General features: G+C 63.8%; 17 protein-coding genes. 8 read left to right on the top strand and 9 right to left on the bottom strand.

The genetic code is table 11. From position 1 onward, the window contains the following. Positions 1–14: 14 nt before the first annotated feature. The gene (locus tag M529_RS37400; protein ID WP_236617691.1) at positions 15–233 is read right to left on the bottom strand and encodes a hypothetical protein; all 219 of its coding nucleotides are present in this window, start codon (positions 231–233) and stop codon (positions 15–17) included. Between the two features lie 150 nt (positions 234–383). Between M529_RS37400 and M529_RS37395 the strand changes: the two genes are divergently transcribed. Both M529_RS37395 and M529_RS37390 read left to right on the top strand, forming a co-directional pair. Beyond that, positions 384–1793, top strand: a complete 1410-nt coding sequence (locus M529_RS37395) for a sigma-54-dependent transcriptional regulator (RefSeq protein WP_021318395.1) — start codon at positions 384–386, stop codon at positions 1791–1793. Beyond that, positions 1783–3123, top strand: a complete 1341-nt coding sequence (locus tag M529_RS37390) for a sensor histidine kinase (protein WP_021318394.1) — start codon at positions 1783–1785, stop codon at positions 3121–3123. The genes M529_RS37395 and M529_RS37390 overlap by 11 nt, the downstream gene beginning before the upstream one ends. 25 nt (positions 3124–3148) lie before the next feature. Here M529_RS37390 and M529_RS37385 read toward each other — a convergent pair whose 3' ends face one another. From M529_RS37385 to M529_RS37355, 7 genes are all read right to left on the bottom strand, one after another. After that, positions 3149–4153 (bottom strand): aldo/keto reductase, encoded by a 1005-nt coding sequence (locus tag M529_RS37385; protein WP_021318393.1) that lies wholly within the window; start codon positions 4151–4153, stop codon positions 3149–3151. Next, on the bottom strand, positions 4153–5109 hold the full coding sequence (locus tag M529_RS37380; RefSeq protein WP_021318392.1) for a Gfo/Idh/MocA family oxidoreductase: 957 nt from the start codon (positions 5107–5109) through the stop codon (positions 4153–4155). Before M529_RS37380 ends, M529_RS37385 begins: the two co-directional genes overlap by 1 nt. 27 nt (positions 5110–5136) lie before the next feature. Then, positions 5137–6048 (bottom strand): class III extradiol dioxygenase subunit beta, encoded by a 912-nt coding sequence (locus M529_RS37375; protein WP_021318391.1) that lies wholly within the window; start codon positions 6046–6048, stop codon positions 5137–5139. A gap of 1 nt (position 6049) precedes the next feature. Further along, a complete protein-coding gene (ligA, locus tag M529_RS37370; protein WP_021318390.1) occupies positions 6050–6496 on the bottom strand; it encodes a protocatechuate 4,5-dioxygenase subunit alpha in 447 nt (148 codons plus the stop codon). Further along, a complete protein-coding gene (locus tag M529_RS37365; protein WP_021318389.1) occupies positions 6493–7518 on the bottom strand; it encodes an amidohydrolase family protein in 1026 nt (341 codons plus the stop codon). Before M529_RS37365 ends, ligA begins: the two co-directional genes overlap by 4 nt. Positions 7519–7521: 3 nt before the next feature. Further along, the gene (locus tag M529_RS37360) at positions 7522–8379 is read right to left on the bottom strand and encodes an NAD(P)-dependent oxidoreductase (protein ID WP_021318388.1); all 858 of its coding nucleotides are present in this window, start codon (positions 8377–8379) and stop codon (positions 7522–7524) included. Between the two features lie 67 nt (positions 8380–8446). Continuing rightward, on the bottom strand, positions 8447–9610 hold the full coding sequence (locus M529_RS37355; RefSeq protein ID WP_021318387.1) for a LysR family transcriptional regulator: 1164 nt from the start codon (positions 9608–9610) through the stop codon (positions 8447–8449). Positions 9611–9707: 97 nt separating this feature from the next. Here M529_RS37355 and ligK point away from each other — a divergent pair, with 97 nt between their 5' ends. The 4 genes from ligK (at position 9708) to M529_RS37335 (ending at position 13069) form a co-directional block, all read left to right on the top strand. After that, positions 9708–10382 (top strand): 4-carboxy-4-hydroxy-2-oxoadipate aldolase/oxaloacetate decarboxylase, encoded by a 675-nt coding sequence (gene ligK / locus M529_RS37350; RefSeq protein WP_021318386.1) that lies wholly within the window; start codon positions 9708–9710, stop codon positions 10380–10382. After that, entirely contained in the window at positions 10375–11427 is a 1053-nt protein-coding gene (locus tag M529_RS37345) for a 4-oxalomesaconate tautomerase (RefSeq protein ID WP_040600845.1), read from the top strand. Before ligK ends, M529_RS37345 begins: the two co-directional genes overlap by 8 nt. Then, a complete protein-coding gene (locus M529_RS37340) occupies positions 11420–12295 on the top strand; it encodes an amidohydrolase family protein (RefSeq protein ID WP_021318384.1) in 876 nt (291 codons plus the stop codon). The genes M529_RS37345 and M529_RS37340 overlap by 8 nt, the downstream gene beginning before the upstream one ends. Before the next feature lie 165 nt (positions 12296–12460). Next, positions 12461–13069 carry a TetR/AcrR family transcriptional regulator gene (locus tag M529_RS37335; protein WP_021318383.1) on the top strand — a complete coding sequence of 203 codons (609 nt, stop codon included), beginning with the start codon at positions 12461–12463 and terminating at the stop codon, positions 13067–13069. A 346-nt stretch (positions 13070–13415) separates the two neighbouring features. Here M529_RS37335 and M529_RS37330 read toward each other — a convergent pair whose 3' ends face one another. After that, positions 13416–14765: an IS1380-like element ISSp1 family transposase gene (locus M529_RS37330; RefSeq protein WP_013039775.1), complete on the bottom strand. Its 1350-nt coding sequence runs from the start codon at positions 14763–14765 to the stop codon at positions 13416–13418. Between the two features lie 308 nt (positions 14766–15073). Between M529_RS37330 and M529_RS37325 the strand changes: the two genes are divergently transcribed. Together M529_RS37325 and M529_RS37320 are read left to right on the top strand one after the other, a co-directional pair. After that, on the top strand, positions 15074–15478 hold the full coding sequence (locus M529_RS37325; RefSeq protein ID WP_021318382.1) for a hypothetical protein: 405 nt from the start codon (positions 15074–15076) through the stop codon (positions 15476–15478). Continuing rightward, the coding region (locus tag M529_RS37320; protein WP_021318381.1) for an efflux RND transporter periplasmic adaptor subunit at positions 15475–15999 on the top strand (525 nt) is incomplete at its 3' end. The genes M529_RS37325 and M529_RS37320, both read left to right, overlap by 4 nt.

Raw genomic sequence — 15999 nt, 5'->3', positions numbered from 1 at the left:
TCCGATTTCGAACATCAGGCGAGATAAGGCGTGCAGCGCGCGGCTGCTTCCATGCCACCATGACGGCGGACACATTCCGCCGCGGCGCTTTTCGCCATCTCGCAACCGACGGGATGCGACGCCGCCCGTGGCGCGATCATCACCAGCAAAACCGCGGCGAGCCCGAAGGTTGCGGCAAGCATCTTGGGTAGCGAGAAGCCAGGCTGGCGGTGCATCGTCGGTCTCCGGTTCAACAGGGGGCAGCGCCCTTTGCCGGACTCCTTTCGCAAATCGCGTGCCAATCCCCGCGCGCACGGGATTTTCTGGAGGACGAGCGCCACAGGCGGCATTGGCATGGATATTGATTGCACGCTTCTGGACAGGCGCTGTACGGAAGCGGACACATGACCCAGGCGAAGCCTTTTGAACTGTGCGTGGTCATCGACGACGATGACGACATATTGCTGGCAGCACGCCTGCTGCTGCGGAGCATCTTTACCGAAGTCCTGACCTATTCCGACCCGGAGGCCGCCTATGCTGCGATCGGGGGGCGGACGCCCGAAGCGATCCTGCTCGACGCCAATTTCTCGCGCGGGGCGACCAATGCGGCGGAGGGCTTCGAATGGCTCGGTCGCTTCCTGCAGCGGGATCCCCAAGCCGTGATCGTGATGATCACGGCGCATGCCGGTGTCCAGATCGCCATCGAAGCGATGAAGCGGGGCGCGACCGACTTCGTTACAAAGCCCTGGTCGAACGAGCGGCTGCTTGCCACGGTCCGCACAGCCGCGTCCTTGCGCGCTTCCCGCAGAATAGCGGCGGAACGGGATGAGGTGGCGCTCATCGCCGCCGCACCGTCGGGGGAGACGCCTCTGTTGGGAACATCGCCCGCCATGGCGCGGGTCCAGCAGCTTATCGACCGCGCGGCGCCCACCGATGCGAACGTCCTGATCCTGGGCGAGAACGGCACGGGAAAGGAACTGGTCGCACGCGAACTGCATCGCCGATCCCGCCGTTCGGACCGGATCATGCTGACGGTCGATCTGGGCGCGGTCGCGGAAAGCGTGATTGATTCGGAACTGTTCGGCCATGTGAAGGGGGCGTTCACCGATGCCAGGACCGATCGGATCGGTCGGTTGCAGGCGGCGGATGGCGGCACGCTCTTCCTCGACGAGATCGGTAACCTGCCGCTGCATCTGCAGCCCAAGCTGCTGACCGCGCTGGAGCAGCGCAAGGTCACGCCGGTGGGCGCCAACAAGGCGGTGCCGGTCGACATTCGCGTGATCGCCGCCACGAACCTCAGCGCAGGACAGATCGCCGATGAGCGGCGCTTCCGCCAGGATCTGCTGTTCCGGCTCAATACGGTGGAGATCATGCTGCCGCCCCTGCGCGAGAGACGGGAAGATATTCCCGCGCTTGTTGCTCATTTTCACGCCCTCTATGCCCGCAAATATATGCGCCCGGTTCATCCGATCGCGACGGACCTGATGGCGGCGCTGGTCGCCTATGAGTGGCCGGGCAATGTCCGTGCTCTGCGCCATGCGATCGAACGGGCGGTGATCCTGGCTGGGGACGCGCCCTTTACGATCGAGGACATCCCTTTGCGCCCGCAAGAGGGTACCGCGCCGGTGCGGATCGACCGGGCAGCGGTGGTGGAGGCTGCGCCTGCGCCCGACGACATGAATCTGGAGCGGGTCGAACGCCGGCTGGTGGAGGCCGCGCTGACGAAGCATGGCTATAATATCTCCAGCGCGGCGGCCGAACTGGGCCTGACCCGCGCCTCCCTCTATCGCCGCATGGAAAAACATGGGCTTTGATCGCCATTACTCGGCAGGCTTGGCTCTCCGCCTTGCCATCACGATGGCCTGCCTCGCGGCGCTTGCCTGGTCGCTGCTGACGCCCGATCTGGGCGCGGTCCGCATCCTGTGTTCGATCGGTGTCGTGGCCAGCGGCCTCGGCCTGTGGCGTCATGTCCGGCGGACCAATTTCGAACTGGCCCGCTTCGTCGAGGCGATCGAGTTCGGCGACTTGCAGGCCCGCTTCGCGCGCCCCGGGTCGGACAGTGGTTTCGACCAGCTGGGCGAAGCGCTCGATCGCGCCATTCGCAAATTGCGGGACGAGCGCGTGCGGTTGCAGGAGGCATCACGGTTCTACGAGGCGCTGGCCGACGACGCGCCCGCCGCCCTGCTGACGATCGACCCGGACGGCCGAATCGAGCCAGTCAACAAGGCCGCGCGCAAGTTGTTCAACCGCCATGTCGGCGTGCGCCCGGACGACTACGCTCCCTATGGCGGCGATTTCGCGGCAACCCTGACCGGCCTGGAGCCTGGTCGCAGCCAGACCATGCTGATTGAAACCGACATTGGGCCTCAGCGCGTGTTGGTCCGCTGCGCCAGCCTGACCCGATTTGGGGGCGCGACGCGGGTGATCGCCGTGCAGGTGATCCAGCAGGCGCTGAACGCGGTCGAAGTGGCGGCGCAGAGCGATCTGATCCGCGTGCTGACCCACGAGATCATGAATTCGATGACCCCCGTGACGTCGCTGGCGCGTACGGCATCGGACCTTATGGCGCAGGCCGATGCGAACGGTGATCCCCTGATCGCGGATGCCCGCGCGGCGGTCGATACGCTGGCGCGGCGTGCCGATGGGGTCATGCATTTCGTGGAAACCTATCGCACGATCACCCGTCCGCCGCAGGTTCACCGCCGCATCTTCGCTGCGCGCCCCTTTGCCGACGAACTGGCCAAGCTGTTCGTCGCCGACGATGATCGATCACGCATCCGGCTGGATGTCGGTGTCACGCCGGACGATCATCGCATTGACGCAGATCCCGATCTGTTGGCGCAGGTCGTCATCAATCTGTTGCGCAATGCAGCCGATGCGGCGGAATTGTATCGCGACCAGCCGGAGGTTTCGCTCACCATCTCGCTCGCCGGCGCCGGACGTACCCGGATCGAGGTGGCGGACAATGGCAAGGGAGTGCCCGAAGAACTGCGCCATGACATCTTCCTTCCCTTCTTCACCACCAAGAAGACCGGCAGCGGCATCGGCTTGAGCTTGGCGCGACAGGTGCTGCTCGCGCATGACGGCAGCATCGAGATCGACAGCGCGCCTTCAGGCGGCGCGTTGTTCAGGCTCATATTCTAGGTTGATCTCTGCCCGGATTACGGCGCTATGTCCGGCTTGATGGACCGAAATCCTCGGTGTCGATCGTGCCTCGCATGGTTTCCGGATAGCGGTGTCCGTGGACGCTATCCTGATTGATGAGCGCGCCAATACGGTCGAGCATTTCGGGCGCCACGAGCAGGTCGCTCGCCGCATGATTCTGGTCAAAATGCTCCGAGGAACGCGTGCCGGGAATGGCGTGGACATGGCTTCCACGCGAGAGAACCCAGGTCAGGGACAATTGCGCGGGCGTCATTCCTGCCTCGGCGGCGAGAAGGTCGAAACCATCGATAAGCTTGCGGTTATCGGCCCAGTTTTCGGGCGTGAAGCGCGGGTGGGAGCGTCGCAGGTCTTTCTCCACCAGCGCGCCCACGTCCCGCAATTCGCCCGCCAATGCGCCTCGAGCCAGGGGAGAGAATGCCACGAGGGCGATCCCCAACTCTCGCGTCGTCTCCAAGACGCCGAGTTCGACATTCCTTGTCCATGGCGAATATTCGGTCTGGACGGCCGCCATGGGATGGACTGCATGCGCCTCCCGCACATGGGCGGCAGACCATTCGGATACGCCATAGGCGCGAATTTTCCCCGCCTCTATCGCGCGGACCATGGCACCCACGGAGTCCGCAATCGGCACCTTCGGATCGAAACGGTGCATGTAGAACAGGTCGATATGATCCGTGCCGAGCCGCTTGAGGCTCGCGTCCAGGGATGCCGTTATCGATGCCGGGCTGCAATCCACGCCCCGGCGCGGACCGTCTACGAGAATGCCGGTCTTGGTCGCGAGCAGGAAGTCCTCGCGCCGATCCATGATCGCTTCGCCGAGAATCTCTTCGCTGACCCCGTCGCCGTAGATATTGGCCGTGTCGAAATGGTCGCAGCCCGCGTCCAGCGCATGTCGGAAAAGCGCGACAGCGTCCTCGCGCGATGGCGGTTTTCCGTAGGCCCATGCGATATTCATGCAGCCGAGGCCAACCGGCCGAACCTGGCGGCCGGCGAGGACGCGGGTCGTCATCAGGACCAGCCGTCCTGTGCTTCAAGGCTGGCGGCGAGTTCGCCGATCACCCGGTAGCAATCGAGCACCTGCCCCACGGAGGAGTTCGGCTCGCGGCCTTCGCGGATGGCAGCGATGAATTCGCGGTCCTGCAATTCGATGCCGTTGTTCGATACGGCCACGCCTGTCAGGTCGATGGGTTCTTCCTTCCCGTTCACTAGGTCGTCGTAACGGGCAATATAGGTGCCATTGTCGCTGATATAGCGGAAGAAGGTGCCAAGCGGGCCGTCATTGTTGAACGACAATGAGAGCGTGCAGATCGCGCCAGTTTCCGCCTTCAGCTGGATCGACATGTCCATCGCGATGCCCAGGTCCGGATGCTTGGGGCCTTGCAGCACATTGGCGGCCACGATCCTGCCGGACTGGTAGGCGAACAGATCGATCGTATGCGCGGCGTGGTGCCACAGCAAATGGTCGGTCCACGAACGGGGCTGGCCCTTGGCATTGATGTTCTTCCGGCGGAAGAAATAGGTCTGCACGTCGAGCTGCTGCAAGGTCAGTTCGCCTGCAGCGATCTTATTGTGCACATATTGGTGCGAGGGATTGAAGCGCCGGGTATGCCCGACCATGCAGACCAGCCCCGTCTCCTTCTGCTTGGCCACGACCGCTTCCGCATCGGCCCAGCTGTCCGACAGCGGGATTTCCACCTGGACATGCTTGCCCGCGTCCATGCAGGCGATGGCTTGCGCGGCGTGCATCTGGGTGGGCGTGCAGAGGATCACCGCATCGACGTCGGGCAGGGCGAGCGCTTCGGAAAGATCGGTGCCGGAGTGCGGCGCGCCATATCTGGCGGCGACATCCGCCGCCTGTTCCGCCGAGCGGCTGATGACCGAGGCGATTTCAACCCCGTCGATATTCTTGAGGCCGTCGAGATGCTTCTCACCGAAAGCACCCGCACCAACGAGGGCAATGCGCATGATATTCTCCTTGGAATTACTATTATTTCAGATCGCGCCCTGGGCAGCCGCATCATTGCCTTCCAGCGTGGGGCTAGGCGGCACGGTGCCGTCCACCGGTTCGAGCACGATATGCCCGATCGCGGTGTTGGAGCAGGGCACGTGATAATGGCGATGCAGCGCGCGGGTCTCCCGCCCCAGCGCTCCGCGCATGATGAGCCACATGACCATTTCGATCCCCTCCGAACCAGTTTCGCGGAGATATTCGATGTGCGGGATCGAACGCAGCGCCTGTGTGGTGCCGATCATGCCGTCCAGGAACATATTGTCCCACTCGGCATTGATGAGGCCCGCGCGCGCGCCCTGAAGCTGATGGCTCATGCCGCCGGTGCCCCAGATATGCACTTTCAGATCCTCGCCGTTGAACGATTGCACGGCTCGGGCGATCGCTTCGCCCAGCGCCCAGCAGCGATTGCCGGACGGCGGCGGGTAGGTGACGACGTTGACGGCCAGCGGGATCACCTTTGCCGGCCAGGCCTCCGGCGCGCCATACATCATGGTCAGCGGAACGGTCAGCCCGTGGTCGACGTCCATCTCGTTGATGATGGTCATGTCGAATTCGTCAAGGATCAAGCTTTGCGCGATGTGCCAGGCAAGGTCTGGATGGCCTTCGACATCTGGCACCTTCCGCGGGCCCCAGCCTTCGTCGGCGGGGCGGTAACGCTCCCCGCAGCCGATGGCGAAGGTCGGTATGATCTTCATGTCGAAGGCGCTGGCATGATCGTTATAGACCAGGATAACGACATCGGGCCTGTTTTCCGGCTTCGCGATCCATTCGCGGGTCCAGTCATAGCCCTGAAAGATCGGGCTGAAATAGGCGTCGCGATCCTTGCCGGTGTCGGCGGCGACGCCCAGCAACGGCACATGGCTCGAAGCGATCCCTGCGGTAATGCGGGCCATGTCAGCGCGTCTCCTCATTTTCGACCGAGCCTTGGGCTTCCCGGTTCGCCTTGATCGACCTTACGCCCTCCGGGGAGCGTCCGCCCGCGTCCATCATCGCCTTATACTCCTCGACGCTCATGCCGGTCATGGTCGAAACCGCCTGAACAAAGCTGAGGCCGTCGGTCGAAAAAAGCTTCGACAGGAAATAGATATTTCCGCCAAGGTCGAGCAGGCGGTTATAGTCGCGCGCCAGCACGGCCTGCTTCTGCTCTTCCGTCATTGGCCATTCGTCGAGATAGGCTCGTTCATCCGACAGCCAGCGGGCGCGGTTTTCCGCTTTCATCAGGCTCATGGCGAACTGATTGAGATGGTAGCCTTTGCGCGCGCGCGCTGCAGTGTAGACCCGCGTCCCGGGGATATCGTCGAACTCGCCGAGATACTGATGAATGTCGCGCGGCCCGGTCACAGTCCACGTTCCTTGAGAATGGCGTCCAAACGCGGAAACACCTTGCGCGTATTGCCTTCGAAGATGGCGTGACGCTCCGCATCGCTGATGTCGAGTGCGTCGATGTAGCGTTTGGTGTCGTCGAAATAATGGCCCGTCATCGGATCGATGCCACGCACGGCGCCGACCATCTCCGAACCGAACAATATGTTCTTGTTGTCGATCACATCGGCCAGCAGGTTGATCCCCGGCTGATGATAGACGCAGGTGTCGAAGAAGACGTTGTTCATGATGTAGTCGTCGAGGCTGGGCTTCTTCAGCATATCGGCCAGTCCGCGATAGCGCCCCCAATGATAGGGCACCGCGCCGCCGCCATGGGGAATGATGAAGCGGAGGCGGGGGAATTTCGCGAACAGATCGCCCTGCATCAGCTGCATGAAGGCCACGGTGTCTGCCGCGATGTAGAAGCCGCCGGTGGCGTGCATCGCCGGGTTGCACGATCCCGAGACGTGGATCATCGCCGGCACGTCGAGTTCCGACATGGCTTCATAGATCGGGAACCAATATTCGTCGGTCAGCGGGGGATGCTCGAAATGACCGCCGCCCGGATCGGGATTGAGATTGCAGCCGACGAAGCCCAGTTCCTCTACGCAGCGGCGCAGTTCCCTGACGGACGCCGTCAGGTCCGCCCGGGGCGATTGCGGCAGCATGCATACGCCCGCGAAAGTATCGGGAAACATCTGCACCACTCGCGCGATCAGGTTGTTGCAATGGAACGCCCATGCTTCCGAAATCGCCTGGTCGCCGACATGATGCGCCATGGCGGACGCGCGGGGGGAGAAGATGGTGAGGTCCGCGCCGCGTTCCTTGATGAGCCTGAGCTGGTTCTGCTCGATCGTCTCGCGGATGTCCTCGTCGGGGATGTCCGGATAGGGAGGGATCGGCTCGCCGGCCTTGAAGGCGGCGATCTGGGCTTCGCGCCAGGCGTCATGAGCCTTGGGCAGGACGGTGTAGTGACCGTGACAGTCTATGACGAGCGACATGGCTCAGCTTTCTTCCCTGGATAAGGCGTTGATGGCGGCCAGCTTCGCAGGGAGGCCGTCCGGCGGCGGATGGATGGAGAGGTCCCCCAACACCTGTTGGCGGCGGACGGTGCCGTCCGTCATCAGCGGCGTGATACCCAGATCGCGGAGCATCCGTGCCGCTTCCGCCATTTCGGCGGCGCGGCGTCGACCGTGAACCAGCATACGGTCGAGATTATAGTCGGCGCGCTCTGTCCAGCTTATCGTCTTCTCGCTGGCATCGAGCGATGCCAGCACGGCGTCGGCCACATCTTCCGCATACGCAGCCAGCATCATCTCGGCAGTAAGCGCTTCCAGTCCCTTCACCATAACCGAGCGCACGAGCTTGATCGCGGAAGCGCGGCCGATGGCGTCGCCGACGATTTCGGTTCTGGTAAAGCCTGCATACTGCAATAGCCGGTCTGCGTCGGCCGCATCCGGCCCGGCAATGGCAAGCGGCACCGCCATGCGGGCAGGATTGACCGGCGCCATCACAGCCACGTCAACATAGCGCGCTCCGGCATCGACAAAGTAGCGCGCGGCTTCCCGTTTGGTACCTGGAGCGACCGAGTTCATGTCGCAGAATATGGCGTCGGGAGCGATAAGACCGGCGCATTGCCGGGCGACGTCCAGCGCCTGGTCTGCCGTGACCAGCGACAGGATGAGGGATGCGCCAGAGACGGCCTGCCCAGCGCTGTCGCATGGTGTCACACCCAACTGCGCGATCACAGGTCCACGCTCTGCCGCAACATCATAGGCAGCGGCCCGCGCCGCCCATTGCGCGGCGCTGGCAAATGTGGATCCGGCCTCGCCGAAGCCGATCAGGGCGATGGTTCCTGTCATCCGGCCCTAGGTGCGGGGGTGGGCTTCCCCCATCAAATCGGAACTGGTGAAAGACGATAAGGCTGCGCTAATTCTGAACAGCGCCGCAATCGCTGGCGGCCGCTTCCAGATCTGCGAAAAATTCCGATTGGACCTGAGTTGGCAACAGCGAGGCACGCGTCGTCATGCCGATGGTCCGCGCAAAACGTTCGGGCAGGCGGGCAAGCGGCCGCAGCCACTTCGCCTCGACCTCCACGGATACCTGATCGGGCGAAAGCAGGGTGATGAAGTCGGTGCCCATCAGCACCTGCCGGATCATCATGACTGATCCCGATTCGATCGGTACGGACGGCAGGGGCAGGCCGAGCTCGGTGAAATAGCCTTCGAAACTGTCCCGCAGCGGCGTGCCGCGAGGGGCGAGGGTGAAGGGAAAACGGGCCATTTCGGCGCCGCTCGGCACGGCGCCTGCCAATGGATGATCATGGCGTGCATAGAATGCTGGAACATCGTCAAACAGGCGATGCTGAGCCAGATCCGGTTCCATGAGCGGTTCCCGCAGGGCGCCGACCATGACGTCGATCAAGCCGTTGCGCAACGGCTCGACCAGTTCCGCGCGCGATCCCTCGACGATGGTCAGCCGCACCTGCGGCCTGCGAGCGAGGAAGCGGGCGACGGCGGCAGGCAGGATGTGCGCGCGCGACAGCGGCATGGCGCCGATGGCGATGCGCCGTGTTTCGTACCCGCGAAGCGCCATCACTTCGGACAGCCCGGCTTCCAGTTCCACTTGAGCCAGCCGAAATTCGCGCGCAAGCTGATTGCCGGCTTCGGTCGTGATGGCGACCTTTCCCCGCCTCGCAACCAGCGTCCGCCGGAGGGCGAGGGCCAGATCGCTGACGGCGCGGTGAATGGACGGCACCGAAAGGCCGGTGGCCTGGCTGGCGCGGGTGTAGCTGCCGGTTTCGGCGACGGCCAGCATGGCGCGCATGCGCGACATGGTAACGTGCGGGCTGCGTATATGGGTCAACGCCGCAGCGACGCGCGGCGCGAGAATATCCCCCGCATCGGTCGGGATCATGCCGTCATGGCGACGTTCGAACAGCGGTAAGCCAAGAAGGTCTTCCAGCCGGCTTAACGCCTGCGTTATCGCCGGCTGGCTGAGATTGACGGCGGTCGCGGCGGCGTTCACCGTTCCCAGTGAGGCAATTCGTTCCACGGCATGCAGGTGGCGAAGGTTGAGCGCCCAGATGTCCATCTGGTCACATTTAGCCAAATCCAATTGCATTTTCCAAACTTCTCTTTCCGTCGGGCGTCGACCTCCGCCATCTCGGGGGCAAAGAGGAGTGCATCGCATGAGTGGTATCGTCGTTCAGAATATCGAGCGCGCCGGCCCGGACGTGATCGACGGACTGGCCCAATGCGGTGTCGCAACCGTCCACGAAGCGCAGGGCCGCACCGGATTGCTCGCAAGCTACATGCGGCCGATCTATAGCGGCGCGCGCATCGCCGGCTCTGCGGTGACGATCAGTGCAGCGCCCGGCGACAACTGGATGGTGCATGTCGCCATCGAACAGCTGAAGGCGGGGGACGTCTTGCTGCTTGCGCCGACCAGCCCCTGCGAAGATGGCTATTTCGGCGATCTCCTCGCGACCAGCGCGCAGGCGCGGGGGTGCAGGGGCCTTATCATCGATGCAGGGGTGCGTGACGTGCGCGACCTTACCGAAATGGCGTTCCCGGTCTGGTCCAAAGCGATCTGTGCACAGGGCACGGTCAAGAACACGCTGGGTTCGGTCAATGTGCCGGTGGTCTGCGCCAATGCGCTGGTCAACCCGGGCGACGTGATCGTGGCCGACGACGACGGCGTCTGCGTCGTGCCGCGCGACAAGGCCGCCGACGTGCTGGTGGCTGCGCAGGCGCGCGAGGCGAAGGAGGCGGAGAAGCGGGAGTTGCTGGCGCAGGGCGTTCTCGGCCTCGACATGTATCAGATGCGCGAGCGTCTTGAGCGGGAGGGCCTCAAATATGTCTGAGGTTCCCTGCATGTGGATGCGGGGAGGGACGTCCAAGGGCGGATATTTCCTGAAGGACGACCTACCAACCGACATAGCCGCGCGCGACGCTTTCTTGCTCGGCGTAATGGGATCGCCCGATCCCCGCCAGATTGACGGCATGGGCGGGGCCGATCCGCTGACCAGCAAGGTGGCCGTGGTGTCCAGGTCGGCCCGTGAAGGGATCGACGTGGACTATCTGTTCCTCCAGGTTTTCGTGGACAAGGCCGTCGTCACAGATGCCCAGAATTGCGGCAATATCCTTGCCGGCGTCGGGCCCTTCGCCATCGAGCGCGGGCTGGTGGCGGTTGCCGGCGCCGAGACGCGGGTCGCCATCCATATGGAAAATACCGGGCAGGTTGCGGTGGCGACCGTGCAGACGCCCGATGGGGCGGTGTCCTACAAGGGCGATGCAGCCATCGACGGCGTGCCAGGCACCCATGCGCCCGTGCCGCTGGAATTTCGCGACACAGCAGGATCTTCCTGTGGCGCATTGCTGCCGACCGGTAATGCCGTTGATGTGGTCAACGGGACGCGCGTCACGCTGATCGATAATGGTATGCCGTGCGTGGTGATCAAGGCGGAGGATGTGGGTGCGACCGGCTACGAAGATCGCGACACGCTGGACGCCGATACGCAGCTCAAGGCGCGGCTGGAAGCCATCCGCCTGGCCGTGGGCGAGCGGATGAACCTGGGCGACGTCACGGATAAGTCCGTGCCCAAGATGATGCTGGTCGCGCCGCCGCAGAAGGGTGGGGCGGTAACGGTCCGCAGCTTCATCCCGCACCGCGCCCACGCAACCGTCGGCGTCCTTGGCGCCGTCTCCGTCGCGACGGCGTGCCTGCTCGACGGATCGCCCGCGGCCGAAGTGGCGCACATTCCGGACGGCGCCCGCAAAACGCTGTCGGTGGAGCATCCGACCGGGGAGATGACCTGCGTTCTCCAAACCGACGAAGATGGCGCTGTTGTCAGTGCCGCCCTGCTGCGCACCGCGCGCAAGCTGATGGATGGTATCGTCTATGTCTGATCGTATTACTTCCTGGCATGCCTCTCCGTCGAAGCCAAGCTATGCGCCGCCTGCCGGCGCGATCGACGCGCATTGCCATGTGTTCGGACCGATGGCGCAGTTCCCCTTCAGCGCGAAGGCCAAATATCTGCCCGAGGATGCGGGGCCGGACATGTTGTTCGCCTTGCGCGACCATCTGGGGTTTTCGCGTAATGTTATCGTGCAGGCCAGCTGCCATGGCACCGACAATGCGGCAACCCTTGATGCGATCGCCAAAAGCGCAGGGAAGGCACGCGGCGTCGCGGTCGTCGATCCGGCGATTTCGGAGACCGACCTGACGGCGCTGCATGAAGGTGGCATTCGCGGCATTCGCTTCAACTTCCTCAAGCGGCTCGTCGACGATGCGCCGAAGGACCAATTCCTGGAGGTGGCGAAGCGCCTGCCGGCAGGCTGGCATGTCGTGATCTATTTCGAGGCCGACATATTGGAGGAACTGCGCCCCTTTATGGACGCCATTCCCGTACCGCTCGTTATCGACCATATGGGCCGACCCGATGTTATCCAGGGGGCGGCGGGCGCCGACATGAAGGCCTTTCGCGCCCTGTTGGACAGCCGCGAGGATATCTGGTTCAAGGCCACCTGCCCCGACCGGCTCGACCCGACGGGCGACCCGTGGAATGCCTTTGCCGGCGCCGTCGCACCGCTGGTGGCGGACTATCAGGACCGCGTGCTGTGGGGCACCGACTGGCCGCATCCCAATATGCAGGACACCATTCCCGACGACGGGCATCTTGTCGATATGATCCCGCGTATCGCACCGACCGCGGACCTGCAGCAGAAGTTGCTCGTCTCCAATCCGATGCGCCTATATTGGCCCGAGGAGCTTTGATGCGGCGCGAAGTGCTCCACAGGAGCACCTTGACTGTTCGTCAGACCGACAGGCCGACATAATACCCGTCTTGGCTCTGCCGGAACTCCAGGCGACGCGTGTCATTATGTTAGTTGGCAATCGCGACTGGACGTGCCATGCGCGTATCACTATATACCGATCGGTATGGAAATCACGATGCAACAGGTGAGAGGGCGTCCGCGGGAGTTTGATCCCGAGCAAGCCCTGTCGGCGGCGCTCCAGGTCTTCTGGGAACGCGGTTATGAGGGCGCGTCGCTCACTGAGCTCACCGAGGCGATGGGCATCACCAAGCCCAGCCTCTATGCCTGTTTCGGCAACAAGGAAGCCCTGTTTCGCAAAGCGTTGGACCTCTATGAGCGGGACAAGCTCTGCTATATGCGTTCCGCGCTGCAGGAGCCGACAGCGCGCGCGGTGGCGGAGCGGCTGTTGCGCGGTACGTTGGCGATCCAGACCGGCGGCGGCGATCCGCGCGCCTGCCTGGGCGTCATCAGTATGGTCGCCTGCACGACGCAGGCCGATTCGATCAAGCATGAGGTGGTAGCGCGCCAGGCGTCCTCTCACAGCGCGCTGGTCGAACGCTTTGAACGCGCGCGCGAAGAAGGCGACCTGCCGACGCATATCGATCCCAAGGCGCTGGCCTCCTATCTCACCGCAGTGATGCAGGGGATGGGGGTTCAGGCTGGCACCGGAGCGAGTGCGGAGCATCTGCAGCAACTGGTTGAGACCACGCTTCAGATGTGGCCCAGCAAATAATTCCCCGTTCTCAACACAGTGCGGCCTGCGCGACTTTTCTGAAATTTTTTACTTTTCGGTACAGAAATACGGTTGACGCGTTGCTGCAGCGCATTATATACCGATTGGTATTGAACTCGGAGGGGCAAGTCCCGGAGGAGGTCGCATGCAGGCACATTCACTGAGCACGCGCCTCTAGCCTCTCTTATTCACGACGCTCGGTTTCGGGCCCGCTCTGGGCATTTGCTGCGGCTGGCTGTATTGCGCGGACGACCGGCATCGCTGGCGTTTGTTTCACCGCATTCGGATTGATGGGCTTTTCGGGTTGAAGGGCTGGGCTCGGAGTTCTGCGGCGCTGCCGCATGGGCTACGTCGGCGCAGGCTTCAGCCGGAGAACGAGGGCGCGGAACAGGTCGGCATCCGGACAGGCGGAAGCGAAGGCAATGCGGATGCGGCTAGCACTTTCTACGACGCGCGCAGCGACCTTGAGCAGCCGCAGGCGCAAGGTGGTAAACTCCGCGCTTGCCAGAGCAGCGGTCCTGGGCATCGCCTGCTGGATGCGCCATAGCAGCCAGTATGCGGCAGTGTGCAGTATCAGGCGCATCTGATTGGCATTGGCCGAGCGGCACGAGGTTCGGTCGCTGGCGAGCTGGGACTTGTGGCGCTTGATCAGGTTCTCGGCCTGACCACGCGCGCAGTAGAGCGTGTCGTAGATGTGCTCGGCCGATCCTGTTGCCAACGAGGTGACGACATAGCGGATGTCCATGCCCAGCGTGCTGGCCTCGATCCGTGCAACGACGCGACGCTGGCACTTCCAGGTCTTTGCCCCATAGCGGGTCTCGGCATAGTTGCGCAGGACGGGACACTGACGCTGGGCGCGCTTGACCGCGCAGGCATCGGCGACCGCAACAATGGCGGGATCGGCGCGCAGCGCTGAATTGGTGGGCAGGCCGAACACGTAATCGACGCGGGCCGCATCGCAGTAGGCCATGACCTCGGGTCGACCATAGTGCCCGTCGCCGCGGATAGTGATGTGGGTATCGGGCCAATTACGGCGCAGGTGACGCACCAGGCGTCGGATGTGCCCCGCCGCCTCCTTTCCAGAAGGCGTCTTGCCTGTGCGCAGCAGCATGGCCACCGGCCTGCCGGTCGCGGTGTCGTAGATATGGATCGGTAGGAAGCAGCGCTCCCCATGATGCCCGTTCCAGAACGAGAGCTGTTGATAGCCATGCACGACGTCGCACGTGTCGTCGATATCCAGCGTGACCGCTGTCGGAGGGGCGGGATAGCTGGCGCAGTAGATGTCGATCATCGCGGCCATCATGCTGGCCAGTTCGCGCGTAGTCGGTGCATTTTCCCACCGGCTCATCGTCGGTTGGCTGGCCAGCCCCGCGCCCGATTCCGGCAGCTTGCCGAGCGCCAGGCGGAAGCCTGGATCGTCGCGCAGAGCATCGAGATCATCGGCATCCTCATAGCCGCACGCAATCGCGAACACACGGGCACGCAGAATGTCATCCAGGCGATGGATCACCCGCGCTGGATCGCGCGGATCGGCAATACAAGCCGCCAGGCGCTGGCAAATCCCCATCGCGCGCTCGGCCTGTGCAAGCAGTAGAACACCGCCATCCGAGGTAAGCCGGCCACCGTCGAACGCAGCTGTGATTTTCTTGCGGCCGACTGCTGGGAATCCAAATGAGCTTGCGATATCATCGTTCATGGCGGGTGTGGCCCGTGGCATTTTCTGCCCTGCGGCAGGTTCGGCTTAGACACCCAGTTCCTAATTCAGATCAGAGGCTTACGCCACTCCCGCCAACCCTTCAGGACACTTTTGGTGAATAAGGCGGGCTAGGGGCGCTCCCGCGGTAAGCCGGACAACGGCGCCGCTTTCATTCAGGTCTTCGGTTTGCGTCGGCCGGGCTTGGCCCGGCGTTTGGCGCAGCCGTTCTTCCGTTGCGGACCGGATGGTGATCCGGCCCCATGCTGGTGTCGTGGCGCCGCAGCGGATGCGCACAAGGGGACATGCACATGGCTTATATCGATTTTGCCCAGCCGCTGCCGGCGGCTGGGGAGGGGCTTTCCTTGCCCATGGTCCGGGATCGGATCAAGGCCGCCGCATCGGGTTTTACCCGCCAGGAATGGCAGGTCGTACGACTGGCCCGCACCGACGGGCTCGGCTCGCTGCGCGCGCCCGGTCGCTGGTCGCGCCTCAAGGAAATGATCTTCGGGCCGCAGCCGCATTTCCGACTGGCCAGCGAGAGGCTGGAGGCGCTGCGGCGCCTCTCGGTTGAAAGCTGGCACAATGGTTTCGCGGTTCGCGCTTCCGCCATCAAAGCCTTTCGCGACGCCGGTTTCAGCGAGGGACAGCTCGAACTGCTGCTCTCCGCCATCAGCCTGGCGCGCGCCACCTTCACACGACGGAGTTTTGCATGAACATGCTCGGACCCATTCCAGCCGAGACCCAGGACGACGCGCAGCCGCAGGGCGGGCGCTGGCGCAGGCGGCATATCGCCTGGGCCGCGCTGGCGCTGGCGCTGGTAGGCGGCGTCGCGTGGAAATATGCCGGCCAGCCCAGCGCCGAGGCGGCGGCCTCGCCGATCGTCACCGTGGGCGTCTCCGCGCCGCTGATGCGGCAGGTCGTGCAGTGGGACGACTATGTCGGCCGTTTCGCGCCCAGCCAGACGGTGGACGTGCGCCCGCGCGTGTCGGGTCAGGTGACGGCCATCCATTTCCGCGACGGTGACATCGTGGGCAAGGGCCAGCTGCTCTTCACCATCGACCAGCGACCGTTCCTCGCCGCGCTGGCCGAGGCCCGCGCCAACGTCGCGAGCGCGCGCAGCACGCTTACGCTGGCGCAGTCCGACTATGCCCGCGTCCAGCGGCTGAACGGCGACGAGGCCGTTTCTGCCGCCGAGATCGACGCGCTGCGCGCACGGCTCCAGGCGGCGCAGGCC

Origin of the sequence: Sphingobium ummariense RL-3 (assembly GCF_000447205.1) — a bacterium.
Lineage (GTDB): Bacteria > Pseudomonadota > Alphaproteobacteria > Sphingomonadales > Sphingomonadaceae > Sphingobium > Sphingobium ummariense.
This window is presented reverse-complemented; position numbering and strand designations above follow the sequence as displayed.